Raw genomic sequence first — 15,287 nt, 5'->3', positions numbered from 1 at the left:
GGAGTCGATCAGTCTCACCACTCCAGCGACCCCCCGGAGCGGTACTCCGTCACCTGCGTCTCGAAGAAGTTCTTCTCGCGGTTGAGGTCGGCGGCCTCCGAGAGCCACGGGAACGGGTTCTCGGTGCCGTACTCCTCGTCCATGCCGAGCTGGCCGAGCCGGCGGTCGGCGACGTACTCGACGTACTCCGAGAACTGCTCGGGCCCCATCCCGAGGATCTCCTCGGGGCAGGCCTCGCGGGCGTAGCGCTGCTCCAGCCCCACCGCGTCGAGGATCAGGTTGCGCATCTCCCACTCGAACTCGTCGGTCCAGGCGTCGGTCTCCTCGCGGATGGCGTCGATGAGCTCGATCCCGAAGCCGAGATGCAGCGACTCGTCGCGCATGATGTACTCGAACTGCTCGCCGATCCCCTCCATCTTCCCCTGCCGTTTGAGCCCGAGCATCATCGCGAACCCGGCGTAGAAGAAGATCCCCTCCATGATGACGTAGAAGCCGATCAGGTCGCGGAGGAACGCCCGCACGTCGTCCTCGTCGTCGATGGTGAACTCGGGGTCGTCGACGACCTGCGTGAGGCCGACGACGAAGTCGTCCTTGGCCTCGATGGCGGGGATGCGGTCGTACATCCCGTAGAGGTAGTCGGGCTCGAACCCCAGCGAGTCACAGCAGTAGATGAACGTGTCCGTGTGGACGGCCTCCTCGTACGCCTGCCGGAGCAGGTACTGGCGACACTCGGGCGCCGTCACGTGGTCGTACACCGCGAGCACGATGTTGTTCGCGGTCAGCGACTCCGCGGTCGAGAAGAAGCCGAGGTTCCACTCGACCAGCTGGCGCTCGGCGTCGGTGAGCTCGTCGCCGTTCCACTGCTTCACGTCGTTGCCCATCGGGATCTCCTCGGGCACCCAGTTGTTGTCGACGCCCGCCTCGTAGTACTCGCGGGCCCACTCGTAGTCGAACGGCAGGATCTTGTTCGGGTCGTGCGTGTCGGAGTCGGTGAGGTAGTCGATCGGCATTACTGACAGGCCTCGCAGGTCGGATCTTCGACGCTCGGGAGCTCCGAGTCGTCGTCTATCTCACAGGCTTCGCCGCCATCAGCAGCCGCCTCGGGCTGGTCGTCGTCGTCACGGCGCTGGGTCCGGCCGTACTCGTCCATGTCCAGCGTCGACTTCTCGAACTGGCTGGCGCCGAGCGTGCGCAGGTAGTACGTCGTCTTCAGGCCGAGCTCCCACGCGCGCTGGTACACGTCGTCGAGCAGCGTGCCGTCGGTCGACGGGAAGAACACGTTGTGGCTCTGGGACTGGTCGACCCAGATCGCCCGCCGGGCGGTGAGCTCCATCTGGTGACGCGGGTCGATCTCGAAGGCGCCGCGGTGGCGCTCCCGGATCGCGGGCGGGATCGACTCGATCTCCTGGATCGCGCCGTCGTGGAACTTGATCTCGTCGAGCGTCTCGTCGGTCCAGAGCCCCAGCTCGTCGAGTTCGTCGACGAGATGCTCGTTGACGACGGTGAAGTCGCCGCTCATGTTCGACTTCACGTAGAGGTTGGAGTAGCGCGGCTCGATCGAGGGGGTGGTGCCCGCGATCGTCGAGATCGTCGCCGTCGGCGCCACCGCGGTGGTGTTGGAGTTGCGCATCCCGTGCTCGGCGACGTGCCCGCGCACCTCGCTCCAGTCGAGACGCTCCTCGGGATCCACGTCGATCGGCTCGCCGCGCTCTTCCTCGAGCAGTTCGACGGTGTCCTGCGGGAGCAGCCCGCGGTCCCACTTCGACCCCTCGTAGGAGTCGTACGTGCCGCGCTCCTTCGCGAGCCGCGAGGAGTTCAGGATCGCGTGGTAGGCGACGCGCTCCATCGTCCGATCCGCCACCTCGAGCGCCTCGTCGGTGGCCATCCCGACGCCGCGTTTCGTCAGCATCTCGTGGAACCCCATCACGCCGAGGCCGACGGGTCGGTGGCGGGTGTTCGCGCGCTCGGCGCGGTCGGTCGGGTAGAAGTTCAGGTCGACGACGTTGTCGAGCATCCGCATCGCCGTCTCGACGGTGTCCTCGAGCGCCTCGCCGTCGAGCTCGTCGCCGTCGACGTGCGCCGCGAGGTTCACCGAGCCCAGGTTACAGACCGCGGTCTCCTCCTGTGAGGTGTTGAGCGTGATCTCCGTACAGAGGTTCGAGCTGTTGATCGTGCCGTAGTGGTCCTGCGGCGACCGGACGTTACAGGGATCCTTGAACGTGATCCACGGGTGGCCGGTCTCGAACAGGCGGGTGAGCATCGTGCGCCACAGCTCCGCGGCCTCGACGCGCTCGTACTGGCGGAGCTCGCCGTTTTCGGCCGCCTGCTCGTACTCCTCGTACAGCTCCTCGAACTCCTGCCCGGTGGCCTCGTGGAGCTCCGGCACCTCGTCGGGCGAGAACAGCGTCCACTGCTCGTCGGCCCGGACGCGCTTCATGAACAGGTCCGGCACCCACGCCGCCGTGTTCATGTCGTGGGTGCGCCGGCGCTCGTCGCCGGTGTTGCGCTTCAGGTCGAGGAACGCGGGGAAGTCGAGGTGCCACGCCGCGAGGTACGCACAGGCGGCGCCGCGGCGCTTCCCCGAGCGGTTGATCGCGCCGGTCACGTCGTCGGAGATGTTGAGGAACGGGACGACGCCGGTCGACTCGACGCCCGTGGACTCGATCAGCGACCCCTCGGCGCGGACGTTCGTCCAGTCGTTGCCCAGCCCGCCGGACCACTTCGAGAGCTTCGCGTGGGCCTTGTAGGAGTCGAAGATGTCCTCGAGGTCGTCCTGCACCGTCGTGAGGTAGCAGGAGGAGAGCTGTGGGTGGGTCGTGCCGGCGTGGAACAGCGTCGGCGTCGAGTGGACGAAGCGCAGTGTCGACAGCGCCTCGTAGAACTCGATCGCGCGCTCCTCGCGGTCCTCGGGGGGCTCCGCGAGCGCGACGCCCATCGCCACGCGCATCCAGAACGCCTGCGGGAGCTCGAGCAGCTCGTCGCCCTCGACGGTCCGAAGGAAGTACCGCTGGACGAGCGTCGAGACGGCCATGTAGCCGAACTCCTCGTCGCGCTCGGGCACGATCGCCTCGGCGAGCGCCTCCAGGTCGTAGTCGGCCATGCGCTCGTCGAGCAGGTCGCGCTCGACGCCGGTCTCGATCGCCTCCACGAACGACGCGCGGTAGGTTGCCTCGCTCAGCGGCCCGTCTGTCCCGGTCACGTTCCGGGCGTGGCGCCAGCGCGCGACCCGCGCGGCCGCGTCGTCGTGGGCGGGGTCGCGCTCGGTGCGCGCGGTCAGCACGCCGATCAGCGCCTCGTCGATCTCGTCGGCGTCGGCGCCGTCGTAGCTGTCGCGCTCGGCGGCGCGGGCGAGCGCCTCGCGGTCGCTCGCGAGGTCGAGATCCGCCGTCGCCGCGGCGAGTCGATCGTCGATTCGGTCGGTCGTCGGGTGGTTGGCTTGGGTCATGTCCTCGGCGAGCCCGGCGGGAGCGATCGACGGCGTCGCCACTCAGGACGCCGCTGTCGGTCGTTTTCGGCTCGCTCCCGCGAACCGAGCCCTGCCACCCGATCGGTTCTCGGCGACCGGGTTAAGGGTTTCCCACCCAGTTTGCAGTAGTACAAACTTAGTTGTTTATCGCGGCGGAGACGCCCCCACTCGTCGCTGTTCGGCGGATGCGGCGACGGCGAAGAACGGGCGGTGGCGGCGCGGCGGCGCTACCGGCCCTCGCGGAGCCGTTCGCCGATCTCCGGCGGGAGTCCCGCGTCGGCGACCGCGTCGACGACGGCGTCGACGTCGTAGCTCACCCGGCGCTCGTCGACAATTCGGTCGTCGAGGTCGACGACCGCGTAGGCGGCGTCGGGGTCGCGGTCCCGGGGCTGGCCGACGCTGCCGGGGTTCAGGACGATCCCCTCGTCGAACACCTCGTGGTGCTGGACGTGCGTGTGGCCCATCACCAGCAGCGCCTCGCCGTCGAGCAGGTCGGGCGCGAACTCGCGGGGGTAGGTGTAGTGGTCCGGGTCGTCGGGGTGGCCGTGGACGAGCTTCACCCGGCCGTCGGCGACGTGGCGCTCGGCCGGGAGCGCGTCCAGCCAGTCGAGCGCGTCGGCGTCGAGCTGCTCGCGAGCGTAGTCGACGCCGGCCTGGGCCATCCCGTTGAAGCCGGGCGCCCGCCCGCTGGCGACCGCGCGGTCGTGGTTCCCCTGCACGCACGGGACCTCCCGCTCCCGCATCGTCTCGACGCAGTCGGCGGGCCAGGGGTTGTAGCCGACCACGTCGCCGGCACAGGCCAGCGCGTCGACAGTCGGCATGTCGTCGAGCACCGCCTCCAGCGCGGGCAGGTTGCCGTGAACGTCGGAGATGACGCCGAGTCGCATGGGCGGCGAAAGCGCGGCGACCGGGAAAAGCGTCGCGCTACTCGCCGTTGTGGATCGCCGTCTCGACGCCGTCGGTGTCGACGCGCACGCCCGCCGCGCAGACGGCGTGTTCGAACGCGTGGTCGTACAGTTCGCGTGCCGCCGCCCCAGCGCCGTCGGCGTCCAGCGCGAACGGTTCGGGGTCGTCCTTCTCGTAGGTCGCGACCAGCGTCGGCTCGGTCACCTCGCGAACGACGAGCGCGTCCCGGCGGACGGTGCCGACGTACGCCGTCTCGGCGTCGACGACGGCGGCGATCCGTGGGGTGTCGTAGTCGTCCTTCTCGAAGTCCAGCGCGAGCAGCGCCGCCGCGAGCGCGTCGCGGGCGGGGTAGCCCATCGCTACTTTCTCGGCGATCGGGTCGACGTGGGAGCCGTTGCCGACGACGGCGCGCCGGCCGCCCGGTCGATCGCCGGTCCGGACACAGTTGTAGGAGACGTAGGGGTTGTCGGTCGGCTCGGCGTCGGCCGTGGGGACGACGGTGAGGCTGCCGTCGCGCTCGATGACCTTCCGGTTGGGGAACGAGCGTGAGGAGACGCGGTAGGATGCCAGTCCGGGTGCGGCGACAAGGAATCGGCCGACGTACATACCGGTTCTGGGGGCGAAGCGGTCAAGTAGGTGGTGGTTCCCAGCCGCCGAGAACGGCCGTAAACGGCGTTCCCAGGGTTCGGGAACGGCCGGCGGGGCATAAGACCCGTCCGGTTCACGCTCCAACCATGGCAACTCAAGAAGTAACACTCCGGAGCACGGTGGCAGGGTTCACCGCAGAGGGGAAGCTCCACACGCTGAGCGTGTGGTTCATCCTCGCCCTGCGGCTGATGATGGGGATCGCGTTCTTCCAGAGCGGCATCGACAAGGTGCTCTCGGGGAGCTTCTCGGCCGCGGGCTACCTCAACAACGCGCCGCGGGCCAACGGCAGTCCCGCCGCCGGGCTGTTCGAGGCGATGGGGTCGTCCCAGCTGTTCCTCGACTTCGTGAACGTCGCGGTGCCGTGGGGGGAGGTGCTCATCGGGCTCGGCCTCCTCGTCGGCGGGCTCACCCGCCTCGCGGCGTTCTGGGGCGCGTTCATGATGCTCATGTTCTACCTGGGCAACTGGAGCGTCTCCCACGGCTACATCAACGGCGACTTCGCGTACATGCTCACGTTCCTCGCGGTCGCGGCGTTCGGTGCGGGCCGCATCCTCGGGGTCGACCAGTACATCGAGCAGTACGAGATCGACGGCCGGCCGTTGGTTGAGCGCTACCCCTGGGCGCGGTACTTCCTCGGGTAGCGTCGTGACCCCGGCGCAGTAGCCTTTTCTTTTTCCGGTTCGGCAGAGAATTCATGGCCGACGAGCAGGACTGCCTCGACGCGCTGCGGGAAGCGGCGGCGAGGCTCGGTCACTCCCCCAGCAAGGCGGAGTACGAGGACCTCGGGCGAACGCCAGCGTCGGCGACGATCATCCGGACGGTCGGTGGCTGGAACGAGGCCAAGAAGAGCGCGGGGCTGTCGACGAACGCCTCAACCGGGAGCCGTGTCGGACCACCGCCGGAGGGCGTCGACGACGAGATCCGGGAGCGGTGGGCGGAGCTTTCGGTCGACCAGCGCTGGCACTACCGAAACCGGGAGTGGAACACGGAGCGGACACTGAACCGACGGGGCGAACTCCAGTCGTGGGTCGACGACCAGAGCACCGAAGCCAGGTGCGCTCGCTGTAACGAGTCTCACCCAGCCTGCCTCGTCTTTCACCACCTGGACGCCGACGAGAAATCCAAGAGCGTCAGTCAGCTCGTCGTCGACGGGGTGTCCCGCGAGCGACTCTGCGAAGAGATCGAGAAATGCGAAGTGCTCTGTGCGAACTGTCACCGAGAAGAACACAGCGAAGATACAGCCCTTACTCCCGAAGAATACTCCAGATCGACAAGTGATACCGAAATAGCCCCCACGTCCCGAGCAGAGCGGCGGGCCTGGGTGGATCGTTACAAGCGTGAACGGGGATGTCGGCGCTGTGGCCACGGTGTCGCGGCGGCGTTGGTTCTCCATCACGTCGATGGAACGACGAAGGAGGCTGCAGTGAGCCGTCTGGTCTCCGACGGGGCCAGTATTGAACGAGTCCGTACCGAAGTCAAGAAATGCACCGTCCTGTGTGCGAACTGCCACCGCACAGAGCACGACGATCAGGACGGGGAGCGAGTGAACCAGTAATCGACTCCGAAACACTCATACCTCCCAGCGGACTACAAAGAATTGCCGAGAAATCGCCGTCAAGCGAGGCGGCGTGAGATGTGTCAGTCCATTGGGGTAGTGGCCAATCCTGAAGCCTTCTGGGGGCTTCGACCCTGGTTCGAATCCAGGATGGACTACTTCCTCGCTGTTCTCGACCGATCAGTGACGGCTCCTCGAGTCGTCGTCTACTTCTCCACGTCGAGCAGCGCCACGCGCTCGAGCACCAGCTCCGTCAGCCCGCCCTCGACGGCGTCTAGTTCGGCGTCGCCGATGTCGAAGAACGCCCGGACCGCGCCAGCGTCGTACTCGCCGGGCACCGGCGCCTCGTCGACGTGGTCGCGGAGCAGTTCCACCGCCTCGGCCTCGTCGTCCTCGTCGCCGCTCGGGGAGTCGACGAGCACGACCACGCGGTGCTCGCCCTCGGCGACGCCCATCTCCAGCGCGCGGTTGATCTGCCGCCGACCCGCCGCGTAGCAGAGCAGCTCGACCGCGCGCTCCCGGGCGACGTTCTCCCCGCGGGCGATCGCGCGGTCGGCGCGGTCCAGCGCGCGTTCGAGGTGGGCGGCCGAGACGACGTAGTCGGCGTCGAACGCCTGCACGGTGGTGCCCGTGGCCGCGGCCACGTCGTCCAGCGTCGCGAGGAACGCGTCGAGGTCGTCGACCGTCGTCGTCCCGTCGAGCAGCCGCATCAGAAATCACCCAGCGAGGCCTGGCCGTCCTCCTCCTCGCGACCCGCGCGCTTCGCGTCGGCGTCGGCGCTGACGCCGTCCATCGACGGGTCCTCGCGGCCGACGTTCTCCAGCACGGTCTCGGCGGTCTTCTGGCCACGGAGCGCGCCCAGCACGACCGACTTGTCCGCGTCCCGGAGCTCCGCGCGAGTCTCGATGCCAGCCTCGAACAGCCGTCGCGCGCGCTTGCGCCCGACGCCGCGGACGCCCGTGAGGTCGAGCAGCTCCTCCCGGACGCCGTCCTCGACGCGCTTCTTCGCCTCGCGGACCGAGACCACGTTCGGGAGGTCGAGCTCGCCCGCCAGCCGCTCGGCGGCGTTGAGCAGCCACTCGGCGGTGTCGACCTTCCCGCGGATGTCCCCCGGGCCGACGCCGTAGCGCTCGGCGATGCGGTCCTCGTCGACCTCGCTGGCCCAGTCCTCCAGCATCCGGGCGGTTTTGAGCGCGGAGAGCCACTCCTCGAACGCCACGTCGTCGTACTCCGAGGGCGTGCGGCCGAGCAGTTCGGTCTCGCGTTCGAACAGCTCCTCCTCGTACGTCTCGCGGTCGCCGGACTTCAGGTAGAGCTGGTACATGTCCGGCGTGCGGGAGACGAGGTGGTAGAGCCCGAGCGCGGAGATCTCGTCGGCGTCGTCGCCGTCGCCGCCGGACGCTCCCTCCTCCTCGCCCTCGGCGTCGGCCAGCGGGTCGTCGTCGAGCAGGTCGTTCGCGGTGGTGAACCCCGTCGACTCGTCGGCGTCGCCGCTGAGGCCGCCGCGGGAGCCGTACTGCCGTGCGCGGCCGTCGTCGCCGCCCTCGGCGTCGCGCAGGCCGCCGATGATCTCCGCGGCGCTCATCGGGTCGAGGTAGAGCCGCGAGACGGTGTGGCCGATCTCCGTCGCGGTGATCGTGTCGCCATCGCGGTCGACGAACTCGTTGGCGTCGAGGTAGTTCAGCACGGTGTCGGTCACCGACTCCAGCTGGGCGTTGCCGGCGCTCTGGACGGCGTACAGTGTGTTGTCGAGGAACTCCAGAATCTCCTCGCGGGTGTTGGCGAAGCCGGAGGCGACGGTCGCGAGCAGGTGGGTCCGGAGCGCGGGTTCGGCCGCGAGCTTCGAGCGCACTGGCTCGGGCTCGCCGTCGATGTACCGCTCGAACAGCTCCTCCTTGGTGTCGTTGTTCGAGGCCAGTAGCACCGCCTCGCCGTAGGGGTCGAGCCCCGGGCGGCCCGCGCGGCCCATCATCTGGTGGATCTCCAGCGTGTCGAGCGGCTTCATCCCGCCGAACTCCGGGTCGTAGCGCCGCCAGTCGCGGACGATGACGCGTCGGGAAGGGGTGTTCACGCCCGCCGCGAGCGTCGGCGTCGCCGCGATCACCTTGATCAGCCGGTCGCGGAACGCGTCCTCGACGAGCGAACGGTGTTCGCTGGAGAGCCCGGCGTGGTGGAACGCCGCGCCATCGGCGACGCAGTCCGCAAGGTCGTCGCTGGTGGCGGTGTCGGACACGTCCCGGATGTCGGCCGCGAGCTCGCGGAGCTCCCCGCGTTCCTGGTCGCTCAGGTGGTCGCCCGTGACGCCGCCCAGCCGGCTGGCGGCGGACTCGGCGTTGCGCCGGGAGTTGACGAACACGAGGCTCGAGCCGCCCTCGTCCAGCGTGTCGTCGACGAGCGCGGGTGTCTGCTTGCCGCCGCTGTCGACCGGCACCTCCCGCTGGGAGCCGTCGGCGAAGTTGATCGCGTTCCCGAAGTGGACGCCCGTCTTCAGGTCGATCGGGCGCCAGTCGGAGTCGACGAGTTCGGCGTCGAGCCAGTCGGCGATCTCGGCGGCGTTGCCGACCGTCGCCGAGAGCGCGACCGTCTGGAGGTTCGCGTTGATCCGCCGGAGTTTGGCGAGCGTGACCTCGAGCGTGGGGCCGCGCTCGCGGTCGTCGACGAGGTGGACCTCGTCGGCGACGACACAGGAGAGATCGTCGATCCACGGGGCGCCGTTGCGCACGAGCGAGTCGACTTTCTCGCTGGTTGCGACGACGATATCCCGCGAGGCGAGCCACTCGCCGTCGGACTCGTAGTTCCCCGTCGAGACGCCCACGTCGATCCCGTACGCCTCCCAGCGCTCGAACTCCGCCTTCTTCTCGCTCGCGAGCGCTCTGAGCGGGACGATGTACAGCGCGGTGCCGCCCCGCTCCACGGCGGATAGCATCGCGAGTTCGGCGATCAGCGTCTTCCCCGAGGCGGTGGGCACCGCGGCGACGACGTTCTCGCCGTCGGTCACCCCGCGCTCGACGGCCTCGGCCTGGGGCGGGTAGAGCGACTCGACGCCCTCGCCCTCGAGGTGCTCCCCGACGCCCGCAGGCAGGCCCGACAGCTCCGTCGGCTTCATTGGGAGAGGGTTGCCCGCTCTCGGGTTTAAGTTGCGGGGTCCGGCGCGGCGGCGGCGGGCGAACGACCGACGGCGGCGCCCTCAGCGGTCGGTGAGCTCGTAGGGGTCGGCGTCGTCGGGCAGCGGCGACTCGTACTCGCGGTCGCCCTTGCGCGCCTCGAACTCCGCCGTGGCCTCGGCGAGCAGCTCCTCGTCGGTCAGCAGGTCGTACAGCGAGCCGGCGACGACTTTTCCCGCGAACAGCATCGCCGCGGTGCCGAGATCCTTCCCGGCGGCGACGGCCTGCCACGAGTGCGCCGGGGTGCCGGCTGGCCACGTCGCCGCGCGGAACCGGCCGAGCGGGACGTTCCACGACACGTCGCCGGAGTCGGTAGAGTAAGCGCCCGTCTCGCCCTCGTCGGGGGCGTCGATGGGGTCGGTGAACATCGCCGACTCCGCGGCCTCGTCGCGGCGTTCCGGCGGGACGCCGGCGTAGGAGGGGTCGTCGAGCGTCGCCTTCAGTTCGGCCGCGAAGGACTCCTGCTCGTCGGTGAGCGGGAACTCGGCGGCGTCCATGTTCGCCCGGATCGAGTCCGCCAGCGCGTGGTTCGGCAGGACGCCATACATCCCGGTCGTCTGGGTCACCTCCACGTCGGTTCCGGACATCAGCGCCGCGCCCTCGGCGGCGTCGCGCACGCGCTCGGAGACGGTCTCGACCGACTCGCGGTCGGCGCCCGGACCATCACCTCCATCGCCGCCTCCTCGGGGACGACGTTGGCGGCCTGGCCGCCGTCGGTGACGACGTAGTGGATGCGCACGGCGTCGGCGACGTGTTCGCGCATGTACTCGATCCCGGTGCCAAGCAGCTGCACGCCGTCGAGCGCGCTCCGGCCGGCCTCCGGCGACTTGGCGGCGTGGGCGGTCTCGCCCGTGAACGCCACGTCGAAGGAGTCGACCGCGAGGCAGGAGCCCTTGTTCGGCGCGTTGATCCAGTCGGGGTGCCACGAGACGACGGCGTCCACGTCGTCGAACGCGCCGTCACGGATCATGTACGTCTTGCCGGCGCCGACCTCCTCGGCGGGCGTGCCGAGGTAGACGACCGACCCCTCGGCGTCGCCGCGCTCGATCGCGCGCTTGACCGCGATCGCGCCCGCGAGGCTCCCGGTGCCGAACAGGTTGTGGCCGCAGCCGTGGCCCGGTTCGCCCGCCTCGATCGGCTCGCGCTCGGCTTTCGCCGCCTGGCTCATCCCCGGCAGCGCGTCGAACTCGCCCATCGTCCCGACGACGGGGTCGTCGTCGCCGTACCGCGCGACGAACGCGGTGTCGATGCCGGCGACGCCGGACTCGACGGTGAACCCCTCCTCGCGGAGCGCGTCCCGCAGCAGCGCCGCGGAGTCGTGCTCCTGGAGGGCCACCTCGGGGTTCTCCCAGAGCTGCTCGGAGACGTCCGTCAGCCAGTCACGCTCGCCGTCGATCTCCTCGAACAGGTCCTGTTTGCTCACGTCGAACGGGTGTTACCGCGTCGCGATAAGGGTTCCCCGACCGCGATCAGATGTCCTGGACGAGCCCGCCGAGGTCGTCGACGGGGATGATCTCCATCGTCTGGGTGTCGAGCCCGTAGCGCTCGATGGAGACGGAGGTCTGGAACGCGCCGTCGCGGCCGTCGGCCTCGAAGATGACGAGGAAGTCGTGCTCGCCGAGGATCGCGTACGCCTCCAGCAGCTCACCGCCCAGCGCCTCGATGTCGCCAGTCAAGTCGCCCCAGATGGTGGCGAGATCCTGCACGTTCTGGACGGTCTCGTCGGTCACGTCGACCAGCGCCATGTACGTAGCCATAATCGTGCCAAACGTTGCCACGTAACGAAAACGTTCCGGCCGGCTGAAGCGATCGCGAGCCTTCACCACGACAGCGACACGTCGTCGCCGACGCCAAGCCCGAAGGCGTCGTCGCCCCGGCCCCGGTTCACCGCGAACTCGACGTTGCCGTGACTGCCGACCGTGACCAACCGCTCGCCGGGGTTCATCTCCGCGTAGGCGTCACGGACCGGCGCCGACTCGCCGTTCACCGTCACCGACGCGAGCCCGTCGAGCACGCTCCCGGGGACGTTGATGATCGCGTTGCCAAAGTCGTCGACGACCAGCACCTCGCCGGTCGCCCCGTCGTCGCCGATCTCGGGGTCGGGGAACGCGAGGTCGACCCACTCCTCGGTGGGAGTCACGCGATCAGCGTCGCCGACGGCGTCGGCCTCGTGCACCCGCGCGGCGGCGGGCGCGAACACGTCCCGGCCGTGGAACGTGTTGCTCGCGGTCGATCCGTCGTCGTACGCGATCTCGTAGACGCGGATCCTGTCGTCTCCCTCCGCCCGGGCTGCCAGCCGCCTCGCGGCCGGCAGGGCGACGCCGTTGTCCGGCGCGACGATCCGGTGGCCGCCCGCCTCGACGACGATCGCCGCGCGGTCGGTGCCGACGCCGGGGTCGACGACGACGAGGTGGGTCGCGGGCGGGAACTCCGGGAGCACTTCGCGCAGCCAGAACGCGGCAGCACGCACGTCCTGTCGGGGGAAGTCGTGGGCGACGTCGACCAGTCGGGCGTCGCACTGCCGGAGGATGACGCCCTTCATCGCCGCGGGGTAGGGGGTGCCGAAGTCCGACGCGAGCGTGATCATGCGGGGGCGAACGGGCGGCAAGGGACTGAAAGCGTCGGTCTCCGTGCGGACACCGCGACCCGCTACAGCACCGTCGCGTCGGCCGGGTCGAAGCCGACGATGATCGCGTCGCCGTCCGGCGGCTCGGGCAGCCGCAACACGACCTCCCGACCGGCCCACTCGCCGTACAGTCTGGTGGTGCCGCCGAGGTACTCCGTGGCGTCGAGCGCGACCGTGACGCGGTTCGCGTTCGCGTCGGGCGAGAGCTTCGTCGGCCGCACGCAGAACGTCACGCGGTCGCCGACCGCGTGGTCCTCGGCGGCGGCGACGCGGAACCGGTGGCCCGCGGGCGCCTTCTCGTCCACTTCGATCGCCAGTTCGTCGCCCTCTCGGCCGGCGACGACGCCCGAGAACACGTTGTTCTCGCCGACGAAGGAGGCGACGAACTCGGTGGCGGGGCGCTCGTACACGTCGACGGGCGTACCGACCTGCTCGACGCCGCCGTCGTGCATCACCGCGAGCCGGTCCGAGACGGCCAGCGCCTCCTCCTGGTCGTGGGTGACGTACACCGTCGTGACGCCGAGCTCCTTCTGGATGCGCTTGATCTCGCGGCGGAGCTGCTCGCGGAGCCGGGCGTCGAGCGCGCTCATGGGCTCGTCGAGCAGCAGCACGTCCGGTTCCGGTGCGAGCGCACGCGCGAGCGCAACGCGCTGCTGCTGGCCGCCGGAGAGTTCGTCCGGCTCGCGATCGCCCATGTCGGGGAGGTCGACCAGTTCGAGCAGTTCGTCGACGCGCTCGTCGGCGGTGAGCCCCCGCGGCGGGTCCGTGAAGCGCAGGCCGTAGCGGACGTTCTCCGCGACGGTCATGTGCGGGAACAGCGCGTAGCTCTGGAACACGACGCCGACGTTGCGCTCCTCGACGGGGGTGTCGCTCACGTCCGCGCCGTCGAAGCGGACCGTCCCGTCGGTCGGGGCGGAGAGCCCGGCGATCGTCCGGAGCGTCGTCGTCTTCCCACAGCCGGAGGGACCGACGAGCGTGAAGAACTCCCCTTCCTCGACGGAGAGCGACACGTCCGCGAGCGCGACGGCGTCGTCGAACGCCTTCCGGACGCCGTCGAGTTCGATGGCGACCATCTACATCCCCCTCCCCTCGCCGAGGCGGTCGATGACGAGGAAGCTGACGGCCGTGACGACGAGCAGGACACAGCCCATCGCCGTCGCGGGGCCGAGCCGTCGCCCGAGGAAGCGTTCGATGGCCACCGGCATGGTGTAGGCGGCGCTCCCGCTGGCCAAAATCACCGTCGAATCGAACTCCCCGACGCTGATCGCGAAGGCGAACGCCGCGCCCGCGAGCACGCCGGCGACCACCTGCGGCAGTTCGATGTCCAGCAACACCCGGATCCGTGAGGCGCCGAGCACCCGCGCCGACTCCACGACCGAGCGGTCGATCGTCGCCAACAGCGGCGCGACGTTGCGCGTGACGAACGGGTAGGCGGCGACGGCGTGGGCGGCGACGACCGCGACGGCGCCGGTGACGGTGAAGCGGTAGCCGAACGCGGTCGTGCCGAACACCAGCCCCTGAAGCAGGCCGAGGCCGACGACGACGCCCGAGACGGCGAAGGGGGCCATCGAGAGCGTGTCGAGCAGTTTGCTGCCGGGGAACTCGCGGGTGGAGACGACCGCCAGCAACACCCCCATCGGCACCGCGAGCGCGAGGCTGCCGGCGCCGTACAGCAGCGAGTTCCGGATCGCGGTCAGGGGTTTGATCTGGAACGCCGCGCCGGTGGTCTGTCGCTCGACGAGGAAGCGGTAGTACGCCAGCGTGAACCCGTCCGGCCCCGTGACGCTCGCGAGCACCATGCTCGCCATCGGCGTCACGAACACGACCAGCGCGACGCCGACGTACGCCCAGACCGCCAGCCGGTCGCCGTCGAGCGGGCCGAACAGCGGTTTGCGCTCAGGCGGCCGCGCGGGGCTGCCGGCGCGCTGGCGGGCCTCGTAGCGCAGGTAGGCGTACGTCAGCACCAGCGAGAACGCCATCTCCAGCGTCGCGAGCGCCGACGCCGTCTCGTAGTCGAGCTGGGTGACGCGCTGGTACACCCACACCTCGACGGTCGCCAGCGAGAGCCCGCCCAGCGCGAGCACGACGGCGAACGACATGAACGAGAACACGAACGTCAGCAGCGCACCCGTCAGGATCGCCGGCATGAGTTGGGGCAGCACCACGTCGACGAACGCGCGCCGGGGCGAGGCGCCGAGGCTCCGGGCGGTCTCGGCGGTGCCGGCGTCGACGCTCTCCCACGCCGCCGCCGTCACCCGCATCACCAGCGGCGCGTTGTAGAACGCGTGGGCGATCACGATGATCGGCAGCGTGTACAGCAGTTCGATCCGTCCCAGCCCCAGCGAGGTGAGGACCGTGTTGACCACGCCGGTCCGCCCGAACGTGGCGATGAAGCCGATGGCGACCATGATCGACGGCATCACGAACGGCACCGCGGTCAGCGAACGCACGGTTCGACGCCCCGGGAACTCGAAGCGGGCGAGCACGTACGCCCCCGGCAGGCCGAGCGCGACGCTCGCGAGCGTCGACAGCAGCGCCTGATACGCGGTGAAGCCGAACAGCCCCAGTCGGTAGTTCGGGAACGGGTAGGTGAGCGCGACGCCGAGATCGGTCAGCGGGACGGTGAGGCGGAGGCTGTGTGGCTCGATCGCGGTCCACAGCACCGCCGGGTCCTCGGCGGCCTGGGCGAGCACGCCGAAGAAGAACGGGTCGGCGAGCACCGCGAGCAGCGGGTCGGCGGTGGGCGCGCCGGCACGCCAGACCGCCTCGGAGAGCACCCGGCCCACGGGATAGTAGAACAGCAGCGTCAGCAGGAGCAGGGTGACCAGCCCCGCCGCCGGGAGCGTCGCCGCCTCGACGCGCTGCCGGAGCGACTGGCTCATCGCGGCGGCGACGCGGCGCGGTCGGTCAGCCGAGACACAC

14 protein-coding genes and 1 tRNA gene are annotated in these 15,287 nt (G+C 69.8%); 3 read left to right on the top strand and 12 right to left on the bottom strand.

Translation table 11 applies throughout. The features are described from left to right. Nucleotides 1-14: 14 nt before the first annotated feature. The 4 genes from ACP95_RS02465 to ACP95_RS02450 form a co-directional block, all read right to left on the bottom strand. A complete protein-coding gene (locus ACP95_RS02465; RefSeq protein WP_049979685.1) occupies nucleotides 15-1,010 on the bottom strand; it encodes a ribonucleotide-diphosphate reductase subunit beta in 996 nt (331 codons plus the stop codon). After that, nucleotides 1,010-3,445: a ribonucleoside-diphosphate reductase subunit alpha gene (locus tag ACP95_RS02460; RefSeq protein WP_049979708.1), complete on the bottom strand. Its 2,436-nt coding sequence runs from the start codon at nucleotides 3,443-3,445 to the stop codon at nucleotides 1,010-1,012. Before ACP95_RS02460 ends, ACP95_RS02465 begins: the two co-directional genes overlap by 1 nt. 248 nt (nucleotides 3,446-3,693) lie before the next feature. Then, entirely contained in the window at nucleotides 3,694-4,353 is a 660-nt protein-coding gene (locus ACP95_RS02455) for a metallophosphoesterase family protein (RefSeq protein ID WP_049979684.1), read from the bottom strand. Nucleotides 4,354-4,390: 37 nt separating this feature from the next. Beyond that, nucleotides 4,391-4,978, bottom strand: coding sequence for an IMP cyclohydrolase (locus ACP95_RS02450; protein WP_049979683.1), 588 nt, complete (start codon nucleotides 4,976-4,978; stop codon nucleotides 4,391-4,393). Nucleotides 4,979-5,106: 128 nt separating this feature from the next. On the opposite strand from ACP95_RS02450, the gene ACP95_RS02445 reads away from it, so the two are divergent. The 3 genes from ACP95_RS02445 (at nucleotide 5,107) to ACP95_RS02435 (ending at nucleotide 6,733) form a co-directional block, all read left to right on the top strand. Then, nucleotides 5,107-5,661, top strand: a complete 555-nt coding sequence (locus tag ACP95_RS02445) for a DoxX family protein (RefSeq protein WP_049979682.1) — start codon at nucleotides 5,107-5,109, stop codon at nucleotides 5,659-5,661. A 53-nt stretch (nucleotides 5,662-5,714) separates the two neighbouring features. Beyond that, nucleotides 5,715-6,575: a homing endonuclease associated repeat-containing protein gene (locus ACP95_RS02440; RefSeq protein WP_049979681.1), complete on the top strand. Its 861-nt coding sequence runs from the start codon at nucleotides 5,715-5,717 to the stop codon at nucleotides 6,573-6,575. Between the two features lie 85 nt (nucleotides 6,576-6,660). Further along, nucleotides 6,661-6,733, top strand: a tRNA-Gln gene (locus tag ACP95_RS02435). Between the two features lie 48 nt (nucleotides 6,734-6,781). Here the strand turns inward: ACP95_RS02435 and cgi121 are convergent. From cgi121 to ACP95_RS02400, 8 genes are all read right to left on the bottom strand, one after another. Continuing rightward, complete coding sequence (cgi121, locus tag ACP95_RS02430; RefSeq protein ID WP_049979680.1) at nucleotides 6,782-7,285, bottom strand: KEOPS complex subunit Cgi121; 504 nt, start codon at nucleotides 7,283-7,285, stop codon at nucleotides 6,782-6,784. Then, nucleotides 7,285-9,681: an ATP-dependent DNA helicase gene (locus ACP95_RS02425; protein WP_049979679.1), complete on the bottom strand. Its 2,397-nt coding sequence runs from the start codon at nucleotides 9,679-9,681 to the stop codon at nucleotides 7,285-7,287. The genes cgi121 and ACP95_RS02425 overlap by 1 nt, the downstream gene beginning before the upstream one ends. 81 nt (nucleotides 9,682-9,762) lie before the next feature. Beyond that, nucleotides 9,763-10,356, bottom strand: a complete 594-nt coding sequence (locus tag ACP95_RS16260; protein WP_237560385.1) for a hypothetical protein — start codon at nucleotides 10,354-10,356, stop codon at nucleotides 9,763-9,765. Further along, nucleotides 10,326-11,162 carry an amidohydrolase gene (locus ACP95_RS16255; RefSeq protein ID WP_237560384.1) on the bottom strand — a complete coding sequence of 279 codons (837 nt, stop codon included), beginning with the start codon at nucleotides 11,160-11,162 and terminating at the stop codon, nucleotides 10,326-10,328. The genes ACP95_RS16260 and ACP95_RS16255 overlap by 31 nt, the downstream gene beginning before the upstream one ends. Nucleotides 11,163-11,208: 46 nt before the next feature. Continuing rightward, nucleotides 11,209-11,496: a GYD domain-containing protein gene (locus ACP95_RS02415; protein WP_049979678.1), complete on the bottom strand. Its 288-nt coding sequence runs from the start codon at nucleotides 11,494-11,496 to the stop codon at nucleotides 11,209-11,211. A 62-nt stretch (nucleotides 11,497-11,558) separates the two neighbouring features. Continuing rightward, nucleotides 11,559-12,326 carry an SAM hydrolase/SAM-dependent halogenase family protein gene (locus ACP95_RS02410; protein ID WP_049979677.1) on the bottom strand — a complete coding sequence of 256 codons (768 nt, stop codon included), beginning with the start codon at nucleotides 12,324-12,326 and terminating at the stop codon, nucleotides 11,559-11,561. Between the two features lie 62 nt (nucleotides 12,327-12,388). Next, nucleotides 12,389-13,438, bottom strand: a complete 1,050-nt coding sequence (locus tag ACP95_RS02405) for an ABC transporter ATP-binding protein (protein WP_049979676.1) — start codon at nucleotides 13,436-13,438, stop codon at nucleotides 12,389-12,391. Beyond that, nucleotides 13,439-15,247: an ABC transporter permease gene (locus tag ACP95_RS02400; protein WP_049979675.1), complete on the bottom strand. Its 1,809-nt coding sequence runs from the start codon at nucleotides 15,245-15,247 to the stop codon at nucleotides 13,439-13,441. Nucleotides 15,248-15,287 lie beyond the last annotated feature (40 nt).

The organism is Halolamina rubra, from assembly GCF_000739555.1.
Lineage (GTDB): Archaea > Halobacteriota > Halobacteria > Halobacteriales > Haloferacaceae > Halolamina > Halolamina rubra.
This window is presented reverse-complemented; position numbering and strand designations above follow the sequence as displayed.

Coding starts and splice junctions, on each gene's coding strand:
- ACP95_RS02415 (WP_049979678.1), bottom strand. CDS start 11,496: ATGGCTACGTACATGGCGCTGGTCGACGTGACCGACGAGACCGTCCAG.
- ACP95_RS02400 (WP_049979675.1), bottom strand. CDS start 15,247: ATGAGCCAGTCGCTCCGGCAGCGCGTCGAGGCGGCGACGCTCCCGGCG.
- ACP95_RS02425 (WP_049979679.1), bottom strand. CDS start 9,681: ATGAAGCCGACGGAGCTGTCGGGCCTGCCTGCGGGCGTCGGGGAGCAC.
- ACP95_RS02445 (WP_049979682.1), top strand. CDS start 5,107: ATGGCAACTCAAGAAGTAACACTCCGGAGCACGGTGGCAGGGTTCACC.
- ACP95_RS02455 (WP_049979684.1), bottom strand. CDS start 4,353: ATGCGACTCGGCGTCATCTCCGACGTTCACGGCAACCTGCCCGCGCTG.
- ACP95_RS02440 (WP_049979681.1), top strand. CDS start 5,715: ATGGCCGACGAGCAGGACTGCCTCGACGCGCTGCGGGAAGCGGCGGCG.
- ACP95_RS02450 (WP_049979683.1), bottom strand. CDS start 4,978: ATGTACGTCGGCCGATTCCTTGTCGCCGCACCCGGACTGGCATCCTAC.
- ACP95_RS02465 (WP_049979685.1), bottom strand. CDS start 1,010: ATGCCGATCGACTACCTCACCGACTCCGACACGCACGACCCGAACAAG.
- ACP95_RS02460 (WP_049979708.1), bottom strand. CDS start 3,445: ATGACCCAAGCCAACCACCCGACGACCGACCGAATCGACGATCGACTC.
- cgi121 (WP_049979680.1), bottom strand. CDS start 7,285: ATGCGGCTGCTCGACGGGACGACGACGGTCGACGACCTCGACGCGTTC.
- ACP95_RS02405 (WP_049979676.1), bottom strand. CDS start 13,438: ATGGTCGCCATCGAACTCGACGGCGTCCGGAAGGCGTTCGACGACGCC.
- ACP95_RS02410 (WP_049979677.1), bottom strand. CDS start 12,326: ATGATCACGCTCGCGTCGGACTTCGGCACCCCCTACCCCGCGGCGATG.